The sequence below is a fragment of the Draconibacterium mangrovi genome (assembly GCF_010586825.1).
Lineage (GTDB): Bacteria > Bacteroidota > Bacteroidia > Bacteroidales > Prolixibacteraceae > Draconibacterium > Draconibacterium mangrovi.
Map to the genome: position 1 here is coordinate 65,855 of NZ_JAAAGB010000011.1, position 21,780 is coordinate 87,634.

The 21,780-nt window shown below is 41.0% G+C and carries 18 protein-coding genes; 6 read left to right on the plus strand and 12 right to left on the minus strand.

Annotated features, from left to right (window positions below):
- Nucleotides 1–1,363 precede the first annotated feature (1,363 nt).
- Nucleotides 1,364–2,527 carry a DEAD/DEAH box helicase gene (locus G4420_RS20250; protein ID WP_163325771.1) on the plus strand — a complete coding sequence of 388 codons (1,164 nt, stop codon included), beginning with the start codon at nucleotides 1,364–1,366 and terminating at the stop codon, nucleotides 2,525–2,527.
- Between the two features lie 48 nt (nucleotides 2,528–2,575).
- Nucleotides 2,576–2,767, plus strand: coding sequence for a cold-shock protein (locus tag G4420_RS20255; protein ID WP_038563374.1), 192 nt, complete (start codon nucleotides 2,576–2,578; stop codon nucleotides 2,765–2,767).
- A 163-nt stretch (nucleotides 2,768–2,930) separates the two neighbouring features.
- Here G4420_RS20255 and G4420_RS20260 read toward each other — a convergent pair whose 3' ends face one another.
- The 4 genes from G4420_RS20260 to G4420_RS20275 all read right to left on the minus strand — a co-directional run bounded on the left by G4420_RS20260 (nucleotide 2,931) and on the right by G4420_RS20275 (nucleotide 7,927).
- Entirely contained in the window at nucleotides 2,931–3,680 is a 750-nt protein-coding gene (locus tag G4420_RS20260; RefSeq protein ID WP_163325772.1) for a CPBP family intramembrane glutamic endopeptidase, read from the minus strand.
- Nucleotides 3,681–3,824: 144 nt separating this feature from the next.
- Complete coding sequence (locus G4420_RS20265; RefSeq protein WP_163325773.1) at nucleotides 3,825–5,378, minus strand: glucuronyl esterase domain-containing protein; 1,554 nt, start codon at nucleotides 5,376–5,378, stop codon at nucleotides 3,825–3,827.
- 176 nt (nucleotides 5,379–5,554) lie between these two features.
- Nucleotides 5,555–6,427, minus strand: a complete 873-nt coding sequence (locus G4420_RS20270; RefSeq protein ID WP_163325774.1) for a PIG-L deacetylase family protein — start codon at nucleotides 6,425–6,427, stop codon at nucleotides 5,555–5,557.
- Between the two features lie 99 nt (nucleotides 6,428–6,526).
- Nucleotides 6,527–7,927, minus strand: a complete 1,401-nt coding sequence (locus tag G4420_RS20275; protein WP_163325775.1) for a glycoside hydrolase family 140 protein — start codon at nucleotides 7,925–7,927, stop codon at nucleotides 6,527–6,529.
- Between the two features lie 347 nt (nucleotides 7,928–8,274).
- On the opposite strand from G4420_RS20275, the gene G4420_RS20280 reads away from it, so the two are divergent.
- Nucleotides 8,275–9,411 carry a cellulase family glycosylhydrolase gene (locus G4420_RS20280; protein ID WP_163325776.1) on the plus strand — a complete coding sequence of 379 codons (1,137 nt, stop codon included), beginning with the start codon at nucleotides 8,275–8,277 and terminating at the stop codon, nucleotides 9,409–9,411.
- Nucleotides 9,412–9,646: 235 nt separating this feature from the next.
- Here G4420_RS20280 and G4420_RS20285 read toward each other — a convergent pair whose 3' ends face one another.
- From G4420_RS20285 to G4420_RS20320, 8 genes are all read right to left on the minus strand, one after another.
- A complete protein-coding gene (locus G4420_RS20285; protein ID WP_163325777.1) occupies nucleotides 9,647–10,261 on the minus strand; it encodes a hypothetical protein in 615 nt (204 codons plus the stop codon).
- Nucleotides 10,262–10,536: 275 nt separating this feature from the next.
- Nucleotides 10,537–11,289, minus strand: coding sequence for a hypothetical protein (locus G4420_RS20290; RefSeq protein WP_163325778.1), 753 nt, complete (start codon nucleotides 11,287–11,289; stop codon nucleotides 10,537–10,539).
- 242 nt (nucleotides 11,290–11,531) lie between these two features.
- Nucleotides 11,532–13,217 carry an energy-dependent translational throttle protein EttA gene (gene ettA, locus G4420_RS20295; protein ID WP_163325779.1) on the minus strand — a complete coding sequence of 562 codons (1,686 nt, stop codon included), beginning with the start codon at nucleotides 13,215–13,217 and terminating at the stop codon, nucleotides 11,532–11,534.
- A 310-nt stretch (nucleotides 13,218–13,527) separates the two neighbouring features.
- Nucleotides 13,528–14,046, minus strand: coding sequence for a hypothetical protein (locus G4420_RS20300; protein WP_163325780.1), 519 nt, complete (start codon nucleotides 14,044–14,046; stop codon nucleotides 13,528–13,530).
- 119 nt (nucleotides 14,047–14,165) lie between these two features.
- Nucleotides 14,166–15,098: a TolB family protein gene (locus tag G4420_RS20305; protein ID WP_163325781.1), complete on the minus strand. Its 933-nt coding sequence runs from the start codon at nucleotides 15,096–15,098 to the stop codon at nucleotides 14,166–14,168.
- Between the two features lie 77 nt (nucleotides 15,099–15,175).
- The gene (locus tag G4420_RS20310; protein ID WP_246241718.1) at nucleotides 15,176–16,456 is read right to left on the minus strand and encodes a cryptochrome/photolyase family protein; all 1,281 of its coding nucleotides are present in this window, start codon (nucleotides 16,454–16,456) and stop codon (nucleotides 15,176–15,178) included.
- Nucleotides 16,457–16,485: 29 nt separating this feature from the next.
- A complete protein-coding gene (locus G4420_RS20315) occupies nucleotides 16,486–17,904 on the minus strand; it encodes an SDR family oxidoreductase (RefSeq protein WP_163325783.1) in 1,419 nt (472 codons plus the stop codon).
- 103 nt (nucleotides 17,905–18,007) lie between these two features.
- A complete protein-coding gene (locus G4420_RS20320; RefSeq protein ID WP_163325784.1) occupies nucleotides 18,008–18,478 on the minus strand; it encodes a hypothetical protein in 471 nt (156 codons plus the stop codon).
- Nucleotides 18,479–18,746: 268 nt separating this feature from the next.
- Between G4420_RS20320 and G4420_RS20325 the strand changes: the two genes are divergently transcribed.
- The 3 genes from G4420_RS20325 (at nucleotide 18,747) to G4420_RS20335 (ending at nucleotide 21,679) form a co-directional block, all read left to right on the plus strand.
- A complete protein-coding gene (locus G4420_RS20325) occupies nucleotides 18,747–19,244 on the plus strand; it encodes a hypothetical protein (RefSeq protein ID WP_163325785.1) in 498 nt (165 codons plus the stop codon).
- A 334-nt stretch (nucleotides 19,245–19,578) separates the two neighbouring features.
- Nucleotides 19,579–20,670 (plus strand): sensor histidine kinase, encoded by a 1,092-nt coding sequence (locus G4420_RS20330; protein ID WP_163325786.1) that lies wholly within the window; start codon nucleotides 19,579–19,581, stop codon nucleotides 20,668–20,670.
- Nucleotides 20,642–21,679 carry a histidine kinase gene (locus G4420_RS20335; RefSeq protein ID WP_163325787.1) on the plus strand — a complete coding sequence of 346 codons (1,038 nt, stop codon included), beginning with the start codon at nucleotides 20,642–20,644 and terminating at the stop codon, nucleotides 21,677–21,679. The genes G4420_RS20330 and G4420_RS20335 overlap by 29 nt, the downstream gene beginning before the upstream one ends.
- Nucleotides 21,680–21,780: the final 101 nt, after the last annotated feature.

Below are 21,780 nucleotides of genomic sequence, written 5' to 3' on the forward strand. Positions count from 1 at the left end.
CTGCAACTTGAAGAGACTTTTACCACACGTACCGAAAATCTGATTAAAATACTGTGATACGTGTAAAAACCCTGTTCTTTTTTAACTTTTTATAAAATATTGTATTGCGTCCTTAGGGCAAATATAATTTTTTTCCAATACATTTTAAACTTCTTACCACCTTTTGTATTTATTTGATTATGAAACTGACATATTCAGCTTTACTCTATAAGAACATGCAAATTTGAAGTGTTTGATCCGCAATTTTGAAGGAAAATTCGTTTACAATTCTATTTTAAAGAATAAAAGAGGGGAAGGGTTTCACGCGGCAGAGGAGATAGCAATATTCTATCCGAAGCAGGCAAGCCTGTAGCCCTGTTTTTTGCCCCGACAAACAGGGATATGTAATACATATCTTTGGATATTGCCTCAAAAAACATGGATGTGAACACAATATCCAGTACTGGCGATATCATATCCAAGGATATCGACATTCTATCTAAGAATTTTGCCTTTAAAAAGTGGGCTAGCGACATTCCAGCCTTGGATATTGTCATCCTATCTCGGGATATTATCACGATATCTTAAGATATGGCGGCTGTAGCTATTGATTTTATTGGGGGTCTGGGAGAGAATACATTAACGTATATGTAACCCAACTTTTTGTATAAATATTCTATTTGAGTGTGTATTCAACGGTATAAAGTTTTAGTGCAATAAATCTAAACATAATATCGTAAACGCAATAAGCGTTGAGGCACAAATAATTAACATTGGGAGTTGTTTTGTCAATTAAATGACAAGAATGATACGTTTTGGTGGCTATTTTCGGGCTAAATGCTTTTTAATTTGGTGGTTGGGATTATTTGAGTAGCTTTGCAGCGCTGATTTTTATTCAGCAGTTCATAGTTTAGTAAAATATTCTGCCATTAAAAAGGCACAACAGTATCCGTTCCAGGTTTAATTGTTCACAATAATTTTCTGAAGACGTTTCAATTTTACTTATTTCTTTGAAATTGAAATTGTAGAAATTAATTAGTTGAATTATTAAAAATTTATCACACTTACCATCACTGGTTTCCCTTTATTTCGCAGCATTAAAGCAGGTTAACAAATTATACAGCATAAAAAACAATTGTCGTACGTATAAATATGGCAATATGTTGAATCTCCGGCCTTTATATATTCTTAAAAGTTTATTGGGCCACAATGTTTCAGAAAACACCTTATTGACAGTACAATGTGCGGAAATTAAAACACCGCAGCCATTGTTTAAGCAGCACCAACTGCCAGGGCGTTAATACTTCCTTCTGAAGCATATTCCAAAAATAATAATGAATACAAAAACGATTGTCCGGATAGGCCGGATAATAAATTAAAGAACATGAATAACAACAGATATAAAAACATTAGCAGAAATCGCGCTCCACGAAAGAAAGCCGTTTCTACTATAAACCCAAATTTACTGGTAAAACAGGCTGTAAGCGTTGAAACGGCTCCTTTTGTAGCCGAACAAAGCTTTAGCGAAATGCCGCTTAGCGACAGTTTAAAAAATAATATCCGCCTGAAGGGCTACACGGAACCAACCGAAATACAACAAAAATCGATAAACGATTTGATTGCGGGCCGTAACATGATTGGTATTGCAGCCACAGGAACAGGTAAAACCGGCGCTTTTTTAATTCCGGTAATCGAAAAAATGCTGGCTGATGATACTACCACGTGTTTGGTGGTTGTACCAACCCGCGAACTTGCCCAGCAGGTTGAAGATGAATTTAAATCGTTAACCAGGGGGCACAAACTGTTTTCGGCCTGTTTTATTGGCGGAACCAGTGTTAACACCGACATGGGCAAAGCCCGGAGAAAACAAAACCTGATCGTGGGTACTCCAGGCCGTCTTAACGACTTAACCTCAAGAGGGACGTTGCGCCTTGGAAACACACCGATATTGGTGCTCGACGAATTCGACCGCATGCTGGATATGGGATTCATTAACGATATTAAGAAGATTATTGCACTGATGAAGAACCGTAAGCAGACGATGTTATTTTCTGCTACCTACGAAAAAGCGCAGCAAAATCTCATAAAACAATTCGTTCAAAACCCTGTACGGATAAACATAAGCAGTTTAAATAATGCCGCTGATACAGTTGAGCAGGATATTATCAGGGTTGGGGTAAACGAGAATAAATTTGAGGTGCTTTATAATTTATTAAGCGGCGAAGGTTTTGAAAGGGTGATTCTATTTGCCGAGACAAAACGGAATGTCGACAAAATAAGTCAGCAGCTCCGCAAAGTGGGCATCAATTCGGATGTAATACACGGGAATAAATCACAAAACTACCGCACAAAAGCTATACGCCTGTTTAAGATGGGTAAAACGCGGGTTTTGGTAGCTACCGATGTAGCAGCCCGTGGTATCGATGTGGATGGCGTGACGCATGTTATCAATTATCAACTTCCGCAAACAATGGATAGTTACATCCACCGTATCGGAAGAACCGGCCGCGCCGGAAAAAAAGGAATGGCTTATACGTTCGTTAATTAATAAACGAACAAGCACATATATATAAATACAATTTTTAAGATTACGATTATGATTGAAGGAACAGTAAAGTTTTTTAACAACGACAAAGGTTATGGTTTTATCACAGCAAACGAAACAGGTGAAGATATTTTTGTTCACCACACAGGTTTGATTGATGAAATTACCGAGAATGACAAGGTAAAGTATAACAAAGAAATGGGCAAAAAAGGCGAGAACGCCGTGAATGTTGAGCTTGTTTAAGAGTAAAACACTATACGAATTAAAAGGATTTTGGCTTTGCCGGAATCCTTTTTTTGTGTTTGACATTTTCAATTCTTACGAATTGTTTACTGACTGCAAGATCGGTGCGAGTGTCGGAATTTATTTGGCAAATCATTTCAATTTGGCAGCGGGGCTAACGGTTTTAGTTGCTTGCCAGGTATACACCTATCATAAGAATAGTGTCCATATATGCATGTGCTAAAACCAAGATCCAGAGCCTCCTTTTTAATTTAATATAGCAGATACCCATAACTAATCCCATACATGCTGTTTGAACTATTCCCGCAGATCCCCAATCATAATGAATAAATCCGAAGATAATTGAACTAAGCAGTACGGCAACGATTGTTGCTTTTTTAGAATCGTGCCCCAGTTTTGAGATTCTGCTTATCAGAAATGCCCGATAGATGACTTCCTCACCAAAAGAAGAAACAATATAGACTCCAATTAAGGTTAAAAGAAGCATCCCGATATTATTTTTCAGGTAATCATAACCAGCCATGTCTGCCGTTTCGGGAGTGCCTGTTATACCGGCCATAACAATACCTCCTAAAATATAGGCTGCCAGGCCCAAAACTGTAACCAAAAGAGAAAGCAGAAACGTTTTAAAACCTTCGCTCCAGGAAAGGGAATTAAAAGTCAGGCCCAGCTCTTTCCAACTTTCACCACGGAGTTTAAGGCCTATCCATACATAAATCAACAACAGAATATTCGCAAACCAAACCACTATTTGTTTTAAAATAAGGTTCTCTTCAAATAGGGGAGTTACCAATTTGACGAATCCCAGGCCAATAATGAACAGCAATAAGATTTCGCCGATTATATAAACCGGATTTATCTGCAGTTGCTTGCCGAACGTGGAGGGATGATTACCAGCTTCTTTTTTGCTCATGTTGAATTCTATTAAGTTGATTCTCGATTATTTTCCCAACATCGGAAACAAAGTTCGTATCTCTTCATCAGAAGGATGCCGGCCAAATTCACAAATTTCAAAAGCTTCAACGGCGCTTGCTTTTTCAGCGGTTTCGGCGGTATTTTATCTTCTCATTACAGGAACTTTTTCATAACCAAGGAACTTACTGGCCCAGGAAATAAACGTTTCAAAGTTTGGAGCATCGGTATGGCCACCATCATGTTGTCGCCAGGCCAGTTGTCCGTCAAGTAAACCTTTTAATACAGGGGGCATTTCCTCTGTCATATAGTCGTTTGAAACTCCCAGATCTTTTGCCCCCACCAATTTAAAAACCGAACCTGCCGCAATGGTTGCCATGTAACTTCCTTTTTGATCGAGCCATTTTGCATCGCCCTGCTCCGGAATTCCATAACTAATGAAGGTAAGTCGGGGAGCGCACAGAGCAATTAATTCATGCGAATCTACCGTTAGGTCGCAACCGGTTTTCCGGCCAAAAGATGCCTCTTCAGCGCCATATTTTAAATAATTTCCGGCCATCCAGTGATATTCACCTGTTCCGGTAAGGCTTTCCACCGCTTCACCAAAAACTCTGCGATGAAGAGCGGCACCTCCTTTACCTGAAGAGCCTATTAAACCAACAGCAAAACGCGGTTCGAAAGCAAGTGTAACCAATGCAGCTTTTCCATAACGTGACACGCCTTCGATCCCAACTTTCTTTGCATCCACCAACGGATCTGTTTCAAGATAGTCCAATGCCCGGGCTGCTCCCCATGCCCATGCACGAAGCGATCCCCAATCTTCCGGTTTTCGGGGCTGCCCCTTATTTACCAACCCGATTATTCCCCTTGTCAGCCCTGCTCCGTTGTCGGCCTGAATGCTACCCGGATCAATGGTCAGATATCCCCAGCCTGCGGCAATTAACCGTTCGGCAGGAGAAGGTTCCTGATCACGGCGCTGCATAAAAGCAGCAAACGGATCTTCGCGTTTTATCGGTTCATATGCCGGGTAACGTTTAAAAACGTCTTCCAATTCAGGATTATCTTTTATGAGTACTTCTTTAAATGTTTTGTTGATTTTGCCTAAATCTTCTGCAGAAGGCTGGGCAGGAGCCGGTAATGAAGGACGACCGAACATCATTAAAACGGGCACCGGACCTTTTACATTTTGCGGCACCACAAGAACCATATTGATGTCAACATTAATCAGGGGATATTCACTGTTGTCGACATGCCCAACAATTTTTTTGGCAATTACCGGAGTAAATCCGATGCGTTCGTAATCGGTAATTTCAACCTCCCATTTTACATCCGGAATATTTTTTGGTAGACGGCCATAAACTTCCTTCTCGAAACCTTCAACTATTTCAGGTCGGCGCTTATTCCACCACATTTCAGGAGTGCTTACTTTTTCCCCGTCGTTGGTTGTCAGAACGGCTGGTAATTCAGGACAGGGATTAGCTATCGATTCATCATAATTTGCATGGTTGGGTGCCGATTCGTTGCCACTTGGCCCCGGGCGCAAGGATTTTATTCCCAATTGCTCCATCATGTTGGCATGATCCTGCTCTGCCGTGAAGGTTACCAGCGGTGGGTATTTACTTTTATCAATTTTCGTTTCCTGTGCTTTCAAATTCACTGAAAAGATTAAAGCAATTACAAAAGTTAGGATCATTTTCATTAGTGAGTGTTTTAAAATTGAATAGTCATAAGAATTAAATCTGTTGCTCCTCAGTTTTAGCGTGAGGAGTTTGGTCAGATTTAGACTTGCCGGGTTCGAAATCGTTTAACCGGATTCGTACAATGGTTGAAATTGAGCAGAATGTTAAACTGTTTCCAAGTTTTTTGATTTCGAGATTATTTTCCCAACATCGGAAATAAATTTTGTATTTCTTCATCGGAAGGATGCCGGCCGAATTCGCATATTTCAAAGGCTTCTACTGCCGATGCTTTTTCTGCGGTTACGGTGTTGTACCATTTCTCCAACGATTTACGCATGACAGGAGTGACGGTTATTAAACGCATTTTTCCCAGCCATTCCAGTCGGTCTTGCTCACTATCCGGAACATCTTCCAGCACTCCATTCAACCATGGAAGCCACTCGAAGAATTGCGACTCGTGCGCGGCCATACCATAAACTTTCTTATCGTACACGGCTGAAATATCAACAGCAATGTCGGGTTGAAAAGGATTGGGCTTTTGGAAATTATCGTGCGAATACAAAAATACCGGATTCACTTTTAGTGCCGCAACATCGGGAGCCACATTCGGTACTGTTACCAGGAAAGCTGCATCCTGAACGGCGATGGCTGTATTTCTGTGGTCGGGGTGGTAATCGTACGGGCGGTGTGTAATTACCACATCGGCATTCCAGTTTCGGATGATACGGATGATATCGTGGCGTAATTTAAGTGTTGGCATCAACTCGGCATCGTGGTTATCTAAAACTTTATACGTCACGCCAATTCTTTTCCCTGCTTCTTCAGCTTCCTTTATCCTTATTTTGGCCAGTGCGCCACCGCCCTTGCTAAAATGTCCCGCATCGCCGTTGGTCAGCGAAACAAACAGTACGTTGTGCCCCATTTGCGCAAACTGGTATGCGGTGCCACCAACATCAACGTCGGCATCATCGGGGTGGGCGCCAATAACAACAACATTTATTTTTGAGTGCTGTGCATGGGTGATAAAAGCAAAAAAGCAGCATAAAAGGACTAAAATCGAAGTTCTCATAATTAGTTAGTTTAGTTTTATTTAGGTTTCTAAGTTATGTTTTTTTTGGGATTATTACATAAAATTTATGACACGTTAAACGCTTAAATGAGGAGACTATTATTTGTGGTAAACCATCTTTCCGGGTCTGTTATAAAGCTCCTGTGCAGAATCCACAACCAGCACCCAATCGTGTCCTTTACCGAACGTTGGTGGTTTTATTTTTGTTTTAGTTGATTTATCAATTGATGGTCCTTCGAAGGAATTTCCGGTACGGGGATCGAACCACCAACTGTTAAAAGTTGGCCCTCTAAGCTCCGAGAAATCAAGGGCTGTTGTTTTTCCGGTCGGAAAATAAATCATAGCATAAGTACCATTATCATCTCGCGTAGCAATAACATAATTGTTATCCTCAGGCTGTGAATCCAAAACCATGGATTGATCAGGTATCCGGGTTAAGACAGGCCGCGAGAGCATTAAGTTTTTTAAATATTTCATTTGATTCGCCATTGGCAAATCAAGCGCTTCGGGCCAGGGACGTAAGGGTTGGTTTACCGGAGTTTTATCTGGTTTATACATTTGCCATACATCATGACATCCGTATGTTTGACCAAAGGCACCAGCAAATACATTCCAGTACATTATTCGCCTTATGTCGTCAGGTATACTGTAACCTAATTCTTTTGCATTAAAACAATTGGGATGATCTTCGTAAAGCGGTTCGCCATCCAATACCGGTTTTATTGGACGAAGATTGTAGTCGTGATTAATATGCAGGTAAGTACCTTGATTGGCACAGTGTCCTGTTTGATGCATGTTAAAGTCGAGCCATTGCTCATTGTGGAACCAGGTAGAAGAACCTCCGCCTTCTTTTGGTTGAGGATGATAGCTCATTAAGGTCTTTTCATATCCGCCTGCCATTGATGCGATTCCTTCTGCCATTGCATTCCATATTGCCACATCCTGTGAATCTTCCCGGGGATTTCTGTCACCACCGATAATCCAGATTACATTGTCGCAATCCGCATACCTGGCTCCAATATATTCACCAAATGATCTGGCGTTAGCTAAGTTAAACACCTCTGGTCCTTCCCCCCAGCTGTTCTTATTGAGTTTATCACCCCATGTCGGCAGTAATGCAATATACATCCCCAATTCAGAGGCTTTTGCGATTGCATAGTCGACATGTTGAAAATAGCTATCATTTGGATAACGGGGGTCATTGTCTTTTAGAGGAGTGTTTCCATAAGGGTTTGGGGTGTTGAGTCCATCCAACTCAGCCAAAACAACTGTTTGTACAACATTGAAGCCCTGAGATGCTCTTTTTTCCAGGTATAGATGTATCTCATTGCTGTCACATCTGTGCAATAGCTCCCAGGCAGTATCACCTAACCAAAAGAAAGGATCTCCTTTTTCGGTTACCAAATACCGACCATTTTGGCTAACCATTAACCTCTGTGCATTTAAATTAGCAACAAGTGTAAAAAGCGAAAAGGCGATAATGATGATAGTCTTTACCATGATTTTTCAGGATGATGTTTTTAGTCGAAATAATTGTCTACATCGGTTAATCAATAAAAAGAACAAATTAGATAGGAGAACAGTGGTACTTCAATAACCGAATTAGAAATTTTTGATACCAAATTAGCAAATTTTAGTTCTTTAAAAATAATAAAATTGAGTTGTTTCAATTACTTTGATTTATAGTACAAATGTTCTTCTCCTATAAGGAGAGCTTGTCTCGACTCTACGTCGGGAAGGAGACCGCGTATACAGCGGTGATGTGGTGAACGCATTTAACAATACCGAAAAACAATGAATTTAACAGAATCTGATATCTTTGAGAGTAAAACCAATTTAAACCTACTATGCAACGACGAAATTTTATCAAAACTACCGGGCTGGTAACTGCCGGAGTGAGTATGGCGGGCACTTTGTCCGCTCACCAACAACAAATTACAAATGATTTACCACATTGGCGGGGATTTAACCTGCTGGATTATTTTTCGCCCGCCCGAGGCAGTAATTCCAACGGCTCGACAGAAGAGGACTTTAAGTGGATGGCCGACTGGGGATTCAACTTTGTTCGCATCCCGATGGCGTATCCGCGCTACATCAAATTTGATTCTTCAAAAGATATTACACCAGATGATGTAATGAATTTTGATGAGAAAGAAGTGGACAACATTCAGCAATTGGTTGACAAGGCCAATAAACACGGACTGCATGTAAGTTTGAACCTGCACCGCGCGCCGGGATTTTGCGTGAATGCCGGCTTTAACGAGCCCTACAACTTGTGGCAGAACCATGAGGCGCAGGAAGCTTTTTATGCGCACTGGGGAATGTGGGCTAAACGTTTTGCTTCGTATTCCAACAAGCAGATCAGTTTCGATTTGGTGAACGAACCCTGTACCCGTGAAGATATGAACGACCAGTTTTCGCAGCGCGGACCAATTCCCGGGTCATTGTACCGCAAAGTGGCCAAAACAGCGCTTGAAACCATTCGTAGCTATAATCCGAACCATTTGGTGGTTGCCGACGGAAACAATGTGGGATCCGATGTAATTCCTGAGATTTTCGATTTGGAAATTGGTCAGAGTTGCCGGGGATACTATCCGCATTATGTGTCGCATTACCGTGCTCCGTGGGTATGGGAAAACCCGGATGATGCGCCAATGCCGGTGTGGCCGGGCGAGATTGACGGAAAAAACTTTAGCCGCGAAACCATTGAGGAGTTTTATAAACCGTGGATCGATGCGGTGAAAAATGGGGTAGGCGTGCATTGTGGCGAATGCGGATGCTGGCGCGAAACACCACACGATGTTTTTCTGAGTTGGTTCGGAGATGTGCTCAGCGTGCTGGCTGAAAATAAAATAGGTTTTGCCTTATGGAATTTCAGAGGCGATTTTGGATTGCTTGATTCCGGACGAAAAGACATTGAATACGAAGACTGGCATGGCCATAAACTTGACCACAAGTTGTTGGAGTTGTTGCAGAAGTATTAGCAGAAAAGCTGCTAGCCTCTAGCTTCAAGTTACAAGTTTTTTACGCTTGGTGTTCAGGATTTATTTCATCATCGCCATAACGGACTGCGCTTTAAAGTTCCGGACTTTCAGTCCTAAATAGAGGAACAAAATCCCGATATGTAACAGCATAGTCCGTAAAGGGCGATGAGTTTATTTTCGTATGTGGTCTCCCGATATTGAGCTCGTTTTTACAATTAGCACGGATTTACTCAATCTAAAACTTAAATCCGAAATTCAGGCTTGGTTCAAAAATATATTTGGGTGCTCCTTTTTCAACTTGTGCAAAATCATCGGGGAAATTGGTGTCAACAGGCCAGTATTTGAGTGCGTAAGCAGGTTCAATATAAATCCGCTTTTTAGCAATTTCAAAACGGTAACCGGCAATAAGCTGCAGATACAACTGAAAGCCTTTCTGGATTTTTTCATCGTTAACATCGTAATATTGTTTGATAAAAGGGGTGGCCTGGATGGTGGTAAATACACCCTTCCACAAAAATCGCTGGTAACCGGCACCAATACCATAGGCGCGTACAAATCCGGGATATAATTCGTCTGAATCTCCGTAAGTGCCAAGTGGTTCTTCGTATTTCCAGGTGTTAAACTCCACAAAAATTCTATTCTTCTGATCAATCTGGTAGCCATAAGTCAATAAATAGTAGTCGGCAGCATCAGGAAAAAAATTATAGAGCATAAACAGGGATGCTCCAATCGAATGTTTGTACATAACATTATCTTCGGAAGAAGATGAGCTTGTAGTTGGATTATTTTGCCCAAATACAGCGGTTGTGGTCAGCGCAAAAGCGATGAGAAGGTTTAGTTTAAAATTCATTGTTAGATTTTTGAGTTTTTAATCGGTTTTTAAGTTGAAGTCAATGATATTCTTTTCAGTTGAGAAGTTAAACTTAATAAAAAATGCTATTCGTTCAATATCATTGAGTTATGATTGTTTGAGTACCAGTTTGTCGTCGGTAGGAATTTCATAGGATATTTATTAAGAGGAACTTCAATTTTCTTTGTATATGGAAGTGTTAGAAGTCTCTACATAAAAAGGCTCCATAAGAAAATTATGGAGCCTTTTTAAATTCAGCGTTTCGTCCTGAAATTTTAGTTTTTGCTATAGCTCAAATCCCTTAAGTACCAGGAATCATGTCTTTCTACCGTTCTCAGGATTTTAAGGAAGTCTTTATTCAAATCCTCAAAGAAGTCCTTGTATTTTTCTGAAAACTCTTTATCGTATTCTAAATATTCCACCTGGTTTTTCCCGAACGACCATCCGATAAAAACCGGTCCGTTGTAGCCCAGTTCTCCTGATGCAACCCGCCATGTATCGTTATGTCCTTCAGCTTTCATATGATCAACCGCTTTTTTCATAATTCTTCTGAATTCCTTTTGTTTCCCCGGAATGATATAAAATTCCTGGAATTCCATGTAGTTTACACTGTCCATTGGGATGCGGTTAACCTCGGGGATTATACTCAGTTCAGCATATTCGGTAATTGTTTTCGAATAATTTGATTTCATGGTTTTTACCCATTTACCTGTTTTTTCTTCACCAAATTTTTCCATAATCCTATCCCAATCTTTCTCCAGTTTATCAATATCGGCCAGAGAATTGATCGGATGCCAATACTGGTACTTAAAATCACCGGTTGTCCAGGCATAAAATTCGTATTTGTAATTTTCATCTTTGCACAGTTGGGCCAGTTCTTTACTGAATTCCCAGTACTCGTTTATGTGCTCGGGATGCACTTCTTCTTCCCAGCAATACCAGAGTTGTTTACCATTTTCCTGTGCTTGTGTGGTGTGGATGGTACAAACCAAAAGGATTACGATCAATCCTAAGCCAATTCTTTTCATCTTATTAATTTTTAGTTACTTAAGTAAGTTACCGCAAATCAATAAGAAAACAAAATAAAAATACGAATTGGTGTTTTTATCGAGGATGAAAATAAAAAGACCCGTTCTGTAATCGTCAAATCATACAGAACGGGTCTTAACTTCAGACTCCTGACTTCGGTTCCCGACGCGTTGGTCGGGACTAGTGATACTTCGCATTTTTGTTTCGCTATACTCACAAAAATGGAGAATCACTGAGCTTCTTACGCCATCAGCTTTTTATATTTAAAACGTTTTGGTGTTTCGTTGCCCATACGTTTTTTGCGGTTTTCTTCGTATTCCGAGAACGAACCTTCAAAGAAATGCACATGTCCGTCGCCTTCAAACGCCAGAATATGCGTGGCAATACGGTCGAGGAACCAGCGGTCGTGCGAAATAACAACTGCACAGCCGGCAAAGTTATCCAAACCTTCTTCCAGCGCACGCAGTGTGTTCACATCGATATCGTTGGTTGGCTCATCGAGCAGCAACAGGTTGCCTTCCGATTTTAATGCCAGTGCGAGGTGTAGACGGTTACGCTCACCACCCGAAAGTACACCACATTTCTTTTCCTGGTCGGCACCGTTAAAATTAAAACGGCCAACATAGGCGCGGGCATTGGCTTGTTTGTTGCCTAACATTATGGTTTCCGTTCCGCCTGAAATAACCTGGTAAACTGTTTTCTCCGGATCAATGGCGGCATGGGTTTGATCCACGTAACTTACTTTTGCCGTTTCGCCGATGTCAATACTTCCGGCGTCGGCTTCCAGTTGTTTCATTATCAGTTTGAAGAGTGTGGTCTTTCCGGCACCGTTTGGCCCGATTACGCCAATTATTCCCGCAGGCGGAAGTTTAAAACTCAGGTCTTCAAACAACAGTTTCTCGCCAAAACCTTTCTTCACACCTTCCATTTCAACTACTTTATCACCCAGGCGCGGACCGTTCGGAATAAAGATCTCCAGTTTTTCTTCTTTCTGTTTGGCGTCTTCATTCAACATCTTATCGTAAGCACTTAAACGGGCTTTGCTTTTAGCCTGACGTGCTTTTGGTGCCATTCGAACCCATTCCAGCTCGCGTTCCAGTGTTTTTTTGCGTTTCTGACTGCCTTTTTCTTCCTGTTCCAAACGTTTTGATTTTTGCTCCAGCCACGAGGTGTAGTTACCTTTCCACGGAATACCCTGTCCGCGGTCGAGTTCCAGAATCCAGCCTGCAACATTATCCAGGAAATAACGGTCGTGCGTAATACAGATAACCGTTCCTTTATACTGATCGAGGTGCGCTTCCAGCCACAAAATACTCTCGGCATCGAGGTGGTTGGTAGGCTCATCAAGCAACAGCACATCGGGTTCCTGTAACAATAACCGGCACAGTGCAACGCGGCGGCGCTCACCACCCGAAAGTTCGCTTATAGGCTGATCGTTTGGCGGACACTGCAAAGCATCCATCGCACGTTCCAGTTTGCTGTCGAGGTTCCAGGCATCCAGTGCATCCATTTTTTCCTGCAATTCGGCCTGCTCCTTCATCAGCTCGTCCATTTTATCCGGGTCCTCATAAACCTCCGGCAAGCCAAACAACTGGTTGATCTCTTCGTAGCGGTTTAATACGTCAACAGTTTCCTGCGTACCTTCTTTTACCACATCGATAACGGTTTTGCTTTCATCCAGTTGCGGCTCCTGATCGAGTAATCCTACCGAATAACCCGGTGCAAAAACCAGTTCGCCGTTGAAGGCTTCATCCTGTCCGGCGATAATTTTTAGCAGGGTCGATTTTCCCGATCCGTTTAAACCGATGATACCGATTTTGGCTCCGAGAAAAAACGAAAGCGAAATATCCTTAATAACTGTTTTACTTGGTGGGTAGGTTTTACTCACCTTATACATCGAAAAAATTATTTTCTTGTCGTCGCTCATTTTGTTTGTTTTTATTCTGCCGCAAAAATAAGAAATAGTTTAGAGAGAAGCTACCAGACAGAGTTACCGGCTACGAGTTTTTATAATCCGTAATTATTCCCAAATAGTCAGAATTTTGTCTTCACAATCTTTTTCAACCTGTACCATAAAGTTTCACAAAGGAGGCTCAGAGTTACATGTAGAGAAAGGCAAAAGTAAAAAGTGAAAAAGGTATAAGTTTCAGGTTTACAATAATATCCAATGACCAATGACTAATGACCAATGACTTAAATATAGCATGTCCTTCAATCCCTCAATCCCTCAATCCTTATTACATCGGAATTCCACCACCTGCGGCTCCCAATCCTGAGAATATTCCAAATAGCACCATTCCAATTATCATGATGGGGTAGAGACACATAATTACAATCATGATAATGCCAAAGGTTTTGTAATGCGCACGCAGATTATTGAAAGCAATTGACAGTTGATCCTGCCTTTTTAGTGCAACGGCTTGTTTAATACTGTTTGAAAACCGGAACAAATACAAAATGGGCAGGAAATATACACCTGCAAAAACGATGTATATTACTCCGAATAAAGCCATCGGAAACGGGAAAATGTTTGGTTTTGTGTCAGGAATAAATGCTGTCATTATGCTCACGCTGATTCCTCCCAATACCATAAATCCGGTTCCTATAAATCCGAGAATGGACAAAAACTGGCTCCATTTTCCGGCGCTGTGCAGGTTGTGGTTAATTTCTTCGGTAAGTTCCAGTGTTTCTGGTTTTGTTTCCACTTGGTTCTCTGTAGGTAATGTTTCTTCGTTAAAGGTGTTGTCTGTATTCATTTTTTATAATTTGAAAAATTTGATGTTCGTAAATATTATGAAGTAAATGACAGCTTGCCAGCCGCAGTTTAGATTGTTTTAGTTTGGGTGCTTCATGTTTTATTAATTATTAACAGCGTCTATTTGTTGAAGTACGCATAGGTGACAAAAGCAAAACGTGAGCCATCGGGCGACCATGAAGGTACGTTAATGGTTCCCTGTCCGCCGGTGAACGAGCACAATGTTTTTACCGATCCGCTGGCGAGGGTGAGCAAACGTAACGAAACAGCTTTCATACCCGGATGTGCACTTCCCTGATCCTCGTGATAACTGATGTACACAAGGCTTTTTCCATCGGGTGACGGGTGTGCAAACCAGTTGGAGTATTTATCGTTGGTCAGTTGTTTTTTATTCGAGCCGTCAACAGCCATCTGCCAGATCTCCATTTTTCCGGAGGCCATTGAGTTGTAATAAATGGTTCTTCCGTCGGGCGAATATTCCGGGCCGTCGTCTAAACCGGGTGTCGTGGTTAAGCGAGTTTCTTCTCCGCCATCCACAGAAATGGTATACACATCGTATTCGCCATCGCGCTCGGCACAATACGCTACTCGTTGCCCATCGGGCGACCAGCCGTGCCAGTAAGAAGGAACGTTTGGTGTTACAGCCTTCGGCGTTCCGCCTTCAAGGGGTAAAATATAAATTCGCGAGCCTTGTTTTGTCGGTTGTCCGGCAACAGGTTCAGACGCTGCCTGATGACTGATCGCCAGCCATTTTCCGTCGAAAGAAATTCCGTGATCGTTGTTACACCGATCAGCAAAGCCGGTGTTTATAAGCGTTTTTTTGTTTGACTCCAGATCTACTTTATACAATTTTCCTTGCTGATTGATAATCAGAAAATTTCCGTCGCGGCTCCAGTTGGGTGCCTCAAAATGAGCCTCTTCGCTGTGCACTGTATCACGTTCACCGGTATCGATGTTATAAATTTCGAGTGTTGAACGAACATTATCCATTTGTTGTGCAAACGACATGTAGGGAAACAACAGGAAGAGGAGTAGATATCGTTTTATGTTCATAGCAGATTAATTTAGCCGGATGCTAAAGGTAATAATTTGTTTGAAGTTTTTATGTTATCTAAGAACAGTGTGAGGAATTAATCGGCAATGCCTTTTTTGTAGGTTTCCAGTGCCCGGATACGGGCCATTTTATGGTCCACCATTGGAGCAGGGTAGGTAAGATCCTGAAATTCGGGAACCCATTTTTTGATGTACAGCATTTCTTTATCGAACTTTTTTACCTGTTCAGTTGGATTAAAAACTCGGAAATAAGGTGCCGCATCGCAACCGGTTCCTGCTGCCCACTGCCAGTTTCCATTGTTTGATGAAAGCTCGAAATCGAGCAGTTTTTTTGCAAAATATGCTTCGCCCCATCGCCAGTCGATTAGCAGGTGTTTGCACAAAAAGCTGGCCGTGATCATACGCACACGGTTGTGCATGTAGCCGGTTTTGTTTAGCTCGCGCATGCCGGCATCAACAATCGGGTAACCGGTTTGGCCGTTGCACCAGCGCTCAAATTCTTTTTCGTTATTACGCCACTCAATGCCATTGTATTTGGTTCTGAAATTCTCGTTCACCACACGGGGAAAATGAAAAAGGATCTGCATGAAAAACTCGCGCCACACCAGTTCGCTCAGGAAATCGGGCGATTGTTGATACACTTGCTGAACAATTTCGCGGATGCTTACCGTTCCAAAACGCAAATGAACACTTAGGTTGCTGGTTCCATGAACAGCCGGGAAGTTTCGTGTTTCGCTGTAATTTGTCACAACCGACAGGTCGTAGTCTTTTATAGTAATAACTGATTTCTGAAAACCGATTTCTTCCAATGTAGGCAGCGAAGAATCAATGGCAGCGAAAGCGTCTGTTTTTAGCTTTTCCTGAACCTTTATCTGTTGCGGATCAAAGTGCTCAAGCCATTTGTTTTTATAGGGGGTAAAAACCGTGTAAGGCGTTCCATCTGCTTTTAGTACTTCGTGAGGTTCGAAAATTACCTGGTCTTTGTGTGCGAATACTGAAATGTTGTTTTTCTGCAGGAATTGTTTAACCTGATCATCGCGCTCAGTGGCATAAGGTTCATAATCGCGGTTAAAATGCACTTCGCCGATTTCAAATTCGTTTACCAGTTCCTGCCAGATCTGCAGAGGCTCACCGGTTTTTACCAGCAATCCTGAATTCATTTCACGCAGTTCTCTATCCAGTTTTGTAAGTTGCTGATGAATAAAAGTTACCCGGGCATCGTTCTTATCCAGCTCCTCCAGAATATTGGTGTCGAATATAAAAAGCACCGCTGTTTTGTTAGCACTTTTCAGGGCTTGTTGCAATGCGGTATTATCAGTCAGTCGTAAATCGCGTCGTAACCAAACGATGTTAATCATATTCATTTTCTTTCTGCAAATGTAAGTTTTCAGCATTTAACAATATTCGCTATCATTCGTTTAAAAACAAATGAACGAAACGGTTTGAACAGGTACCAGTAAATTCGTCCCCAAAGTCCTTTTGGTCTGAAAGTGATTGCTTGAATAAGCTGTTTGTTGCGAATTTTAAATTCGAGCCATACCTCACCCGGAATTTTCATCTCGGCATAAAGCAATAGACGCCCTTCCTTTTTGTTGGCATAAATTACCCGCCAAAAATCGATGGCATCACCGGCACTTATCGTATGCATGTTGGTTCGGCCCCGGCGAAGTCCTACACCACCTGCCACTTTATCCATAAATCCACGAAATTTCCAAAGCCGGTTACCGTAATACCAACCGTTCTCTCCTCCTATTTGCCATATTTTTTCAATGGTATTTTCCGCCGAGGGCGTTTCTGCTATACGTACATCTTTGAAACAACCAAACTTCGGAACGTTTATAAAATCCGAAACCTGTCCGTGCAATTGCCCGCTTACAAACGAATCTTTCCAACTCGAAATAATTTCATTCTGCTCGATCTTTTTAAATGCCTGTTGCAAACTCTCTTCGTAGCTTAGTAATTGCAGCTTAAAAAGTTGGTTCAGCTCATCGTCACGTGCAATTACTTCAACGCGCATGCTGTCGACCAACGTCGTAGCCAGTTTGTAGGAGGTTGAGGTAACAAAATACAACCAGTACGACGATAAACGCGGAGTCATTACCGGCACGGAAATAATCCGGCGTTTTAAGCCCCGCACTTTTGCAAAGCGCAACAACATTTGTTTGTAAGTAAGAATTTCGTTGCCGCCGATGTCAAAACTTTTATTGAAAACGGCCGGGTTGTTTATTGAGAGTTCCAGAAAACGAATAACATCGGAAATAGCGATGGGCTGGCAGCGTGTTTTTAACCACTTTGGAGCTACCATAACGGGGAGTTTTTCAACGAGGTCGCGAATAATTTCGAAGGAAGCACTTCCTGATCCAATAATAATTCCTGCCCGTAAAGTGGTTAGCGCATAATCGCCTTTTGCCAGTTCTTGTTCAACGTTTAACCGCGATTTCAGGTGTTTGGAAAGCGACTGGTCGTTAACAATGCCACTTAAATAAATAACCTGTTTGGTGGTTGTTTTATTTATTTGCTCCCTGAAGTTTATGGCCGACAATTTTTCCTGTTCTGCGTAATCGCGCGAGTCGGACATGCTATGCACGAGGTAATAGGCAATGTCTATGTCTTCCGGTATTTTTTGCAGGCTTTGTTTGTTCAGCAGGTCGGCCTCAATAATGTCAATCGATTTTTCAATGGTAGTGCCAAATGCAGCACGTTTTTTGTCTCTTACAACACATGTTACATGGTGCCCTTTGTGTACCAATACGGGCAGCAGTCTTTTTCCTATGTATCCGGTTGCTCCGGTTAAAAGAATTCGCATGGCGTTTATGGTTTAAACAATATCGTTTACAAACCTTAACACAGTAACGTATTTAATAATAGGATGTTCGGACGGCTTTTCAGAATGAAGGAGAATTGTTGTTTTATAGCGCTTCCAGTTCTTCGCGGTAATCGTATTGTAAATCTTCATGAAGCATGGAAATAACTTTTTGAATCCGTTTTACCTGGTTCAGGTACATGTTGAATACAACCCGGCTGCGTTTATAATCCAGGCGCGAGCCTTTTAGCTTCTTGCAGAAATATAGCAACAGTTCAATTTCCGTTTCTTTTTTGCCCGAAAAACGAATATGCTTATTGGTAGTTTTTAAAACTTTACGAATTGTTTTTTTTGCTAAGTAAAAGCTGCTGCGGTTCAGGCTCATAAATTCCAAGTCGATTTCTTCTTTCACCTGCCTGATGTATTCATCTTCGTTATGAGCTTCAAACAATAGATAACTAAGTAGCTCTTTATTGTCTTTTTTATACTTGGTCAGCCGCGTAATTACATCATGTAAAACCTCGGGCGGCAGGTTCTTTAATTCCTTTTTTATGTTGCTCAGCGAAGCAATTTCCATAGCATGCAAAGTAAAATAAAACTTTCTTTTTCAGCCAATCACAGGCTAAAACTTTTACCGAAGGTGAGCAATGATTGATTTCGTAGAACAGCCAACAGCACAATTTTAAGGGCAACTGTAGCAGAATGCGGGTGAATAACGGTTAACGAATTTTGCAGAATAAAACCTGACGTTTATTGGCGATTAATTACTGAATGCTGAATTAAAAAGCATCGCATCAGTTAGTTACATAAATTTGAAGTATAAGAACAATTAAAACAATAATAAGATGAAAACAAAACTAGTTCTATTAAGCATTTGCCTTGCAATTTTAAGCATGGGCGCCACCGCAAAAATAAAAGACGGAAAGGCGATGACCGGAAACTCACTTACCGAATTTGGTATGTATACTATAGTAAATTCAAGCTCACCGATGGTTTACAACGATCAGGTATTGGAAACTTACGAATTAACGTACGAAAATATTACCAATCCTATACGAATTGGAGTTTTGTGCGAAGATGATAAAAAATGTACAACCTTTATTGTACGCACCGACGAGTTTGAAATTGAATATGCCTGCAGAAACCATGTGTTTGGAGTAAAGAAAATGGAACCTCGTTTCCAGGAACTACCAAAAGAAGAAATGGAACTGAAACTGGATAGAGTTGCCTACTACTCACAACGGGTAATTTGCCAGAACAAAAAATCGCAGGATGATTTACTGGGTTTGATTGCATGTTATTTCCCTGATTTGGTGAAAGACGAATATCAAGCCAGTTTTTAAAAAGAAATTATACAGCGCAATTTTTTTCATAGAAGTATGAAAAGCTAATCCCCGCCAGAGGGGCGGGGGTTTTTTCTCTCTACAGAAAAACAAAAAACAGAAACCATTGAAAAGATAGAGCGAGTAAAATATGAAAGGGTAATATAAAATTAGTGAGAACTTTACTCGAAAGCCCTGCGTTGTTTCAGCGCAGGGCTTTTCAATGAATGGAAGTTTTTTGGCTGCAAAATGGCAATTCTCGTCAGTCAACGACAGTTTTTCGCCGACAGTCTGATGTTAAACTCCAAAGTGCTTTTATAAATGTTTTTACCTTTATGATAGGGGAGTTAATGGTATGAACAAATTGATGTACAATAACAGTGTGCTTTACCGGGGAACAAGGCATCTTTTATTCTTTGTAGTTACCGTGGTATTGTTTACAGGTATTTTATTTGTTCAGACCGAAAACGGCAGTCTTATCCAGGTTTTTAGTATCACACTTGGCAACGCCTTTTTCTTTTTTGGCTATGCTTACATCACTATTTTTTTGCTTATCCCCGAGTTGTTGTTAAAAGCCAAGCCCTTTTGGTTTATTGTAGTATTTCTGCTGGTTGGAATTGGCCTGTCGGCATTAAAATTATTATTCTCCGATTATATATTTTATGCCTCAATTGCCCCCGAGAATATATCGGGTAACGGAGCTTTTAATCTTCGTTTAATTGTGATGAATACAAAAGACATGACCTTTATTGTGGCCTTGTTTTGTATTGCCAAGTATGTAAAAGATTACATTCTTACCGAAAATCTCAGGAAAAAATTGGAGCGGCAGCATCGGAAAGCACAAACAACACTTTTACAATCACAGTTCGATCCGCATTTCATGTTCAATACCATTAATAATTTGTATGCGCTGTCGTTGCTAAATCCCGGCAAAACCAACGAGGTGATCAGCCGCATGAAAATTGTGCTTACCTACATTATTAACGAAAGCCTGAAAGAATTTGTGACGCTGAAGGATGAAGTAGAACTGGTTGAAAATTACCTTCAGCTGGAGAAATTACGTTACGGGAAACGTTTGAAGGTAAGTTATAATACCGAGGGAGATCTAAGTACGGCACAAATTCCGCCAATGGTATTGTTTCTGTTGGTTGAAAACAGTTTTAAACACGGCAGTAGCCTGGACGCCGGCACGCCATGGATAAATATTTTTGTGCAGGCTACCGATGAAAAAATAATTATTGAAACAGAAAACAGTAAGCCTGAAGGATTGCAGAAAAAAACAAAAGAAATTGAGCGGGGAAGTGGCTACAGCGGATTAAAAAGACGCCTGAATATTATATACGACGGACAAGGATACAATTTAAAAGTGAAAGATATGGGCGACAGGTTTAAAGTGCGCCTCGAGTTAAAAAATACACATGAAGACAGGCATATTACATATCGCTAAAAGGAATTATATTTTACATGGCCTCTTTTGGTTGGCATGGGTAATATCGTTCACGTTTATTCAAACTTTGAATGAAGGAATTACTTCGTTGCATGTCTGGCTAATGTATTATCTCATTACTTTGCCTGTATTTGTAATACACACCTATTTAATTGCCTACTGGCTATTGCCTAAAACATTTTTTCTGGGGCGTTATTTGCTGTTTGCTCTAGGTATAACCGTTTTTTTAATCGTATTTTCAGTAATCGAGTTACTATGGAGCAACTACCTGGTTTTTTATCTTTTTGATAGAAGCAGAATGTTTGCTCCCGGATTTCTGAATCTTAAAAATATTGTAATCAGTGGCGTGGGGAATCATTACATCATTCTGGTTTTTTTGGCTATAAAAGCCGGTAGCTCGTGGTATAGGGCCGAATATCAGAAGGAGGAATTGCTGCGTTCGAAGCTCGAAACCGAACTGGAGATATATCGTTATCAGTTGCAACCCCGCATTGTTCTGGAATTGATTGAGGAGCTGGAGGTTTTGTCGTTAAAAAAGGTGGAAACGGCACCGGAAATGATTATTAATATTTCGAATTTCCTCAACCGGTTTCTTTACGAAGGAAAAGAAGAATTGATACCGCTGGAACTGGAAGTAAAGTTGCTTGAGGAGTTTATGACCATTCATAACCATGCGTTGGGCGAGCGGCTAAGCAGTAATTTTATTGTTAGCGGCAACCTCAAATCGTATGTAGTTCCGCCACTTTTGCTGCTTCCGTTCATAAATTCTGCAATAAAAATAGCCTACGAATGTAACGAAACGTATGAAAGTACAGTCATTATTAAAGCAGAGCGAAAGTATTTGCTGTTTTCGTTTACCTTTTGGAGCGAAAACAGTTTTAAGATAGCCGACGATGAAGACAATAAAATTACCTACCGGCGTTTGAACTATAATTTTCCGGGTAAACACCGGTTGGTAGAGAACATTGATGACAATTTTAGAGAATTTAGTATAGAAATTTACCCGTAAAAGTGTAACACTATTCCTATTTCTCGTACTATTTTAGTAACAGATTGAAAACAGACTGAAGCAGGTGCTTCGGATTTAACAGAAAACAAAAGCTAATTTCG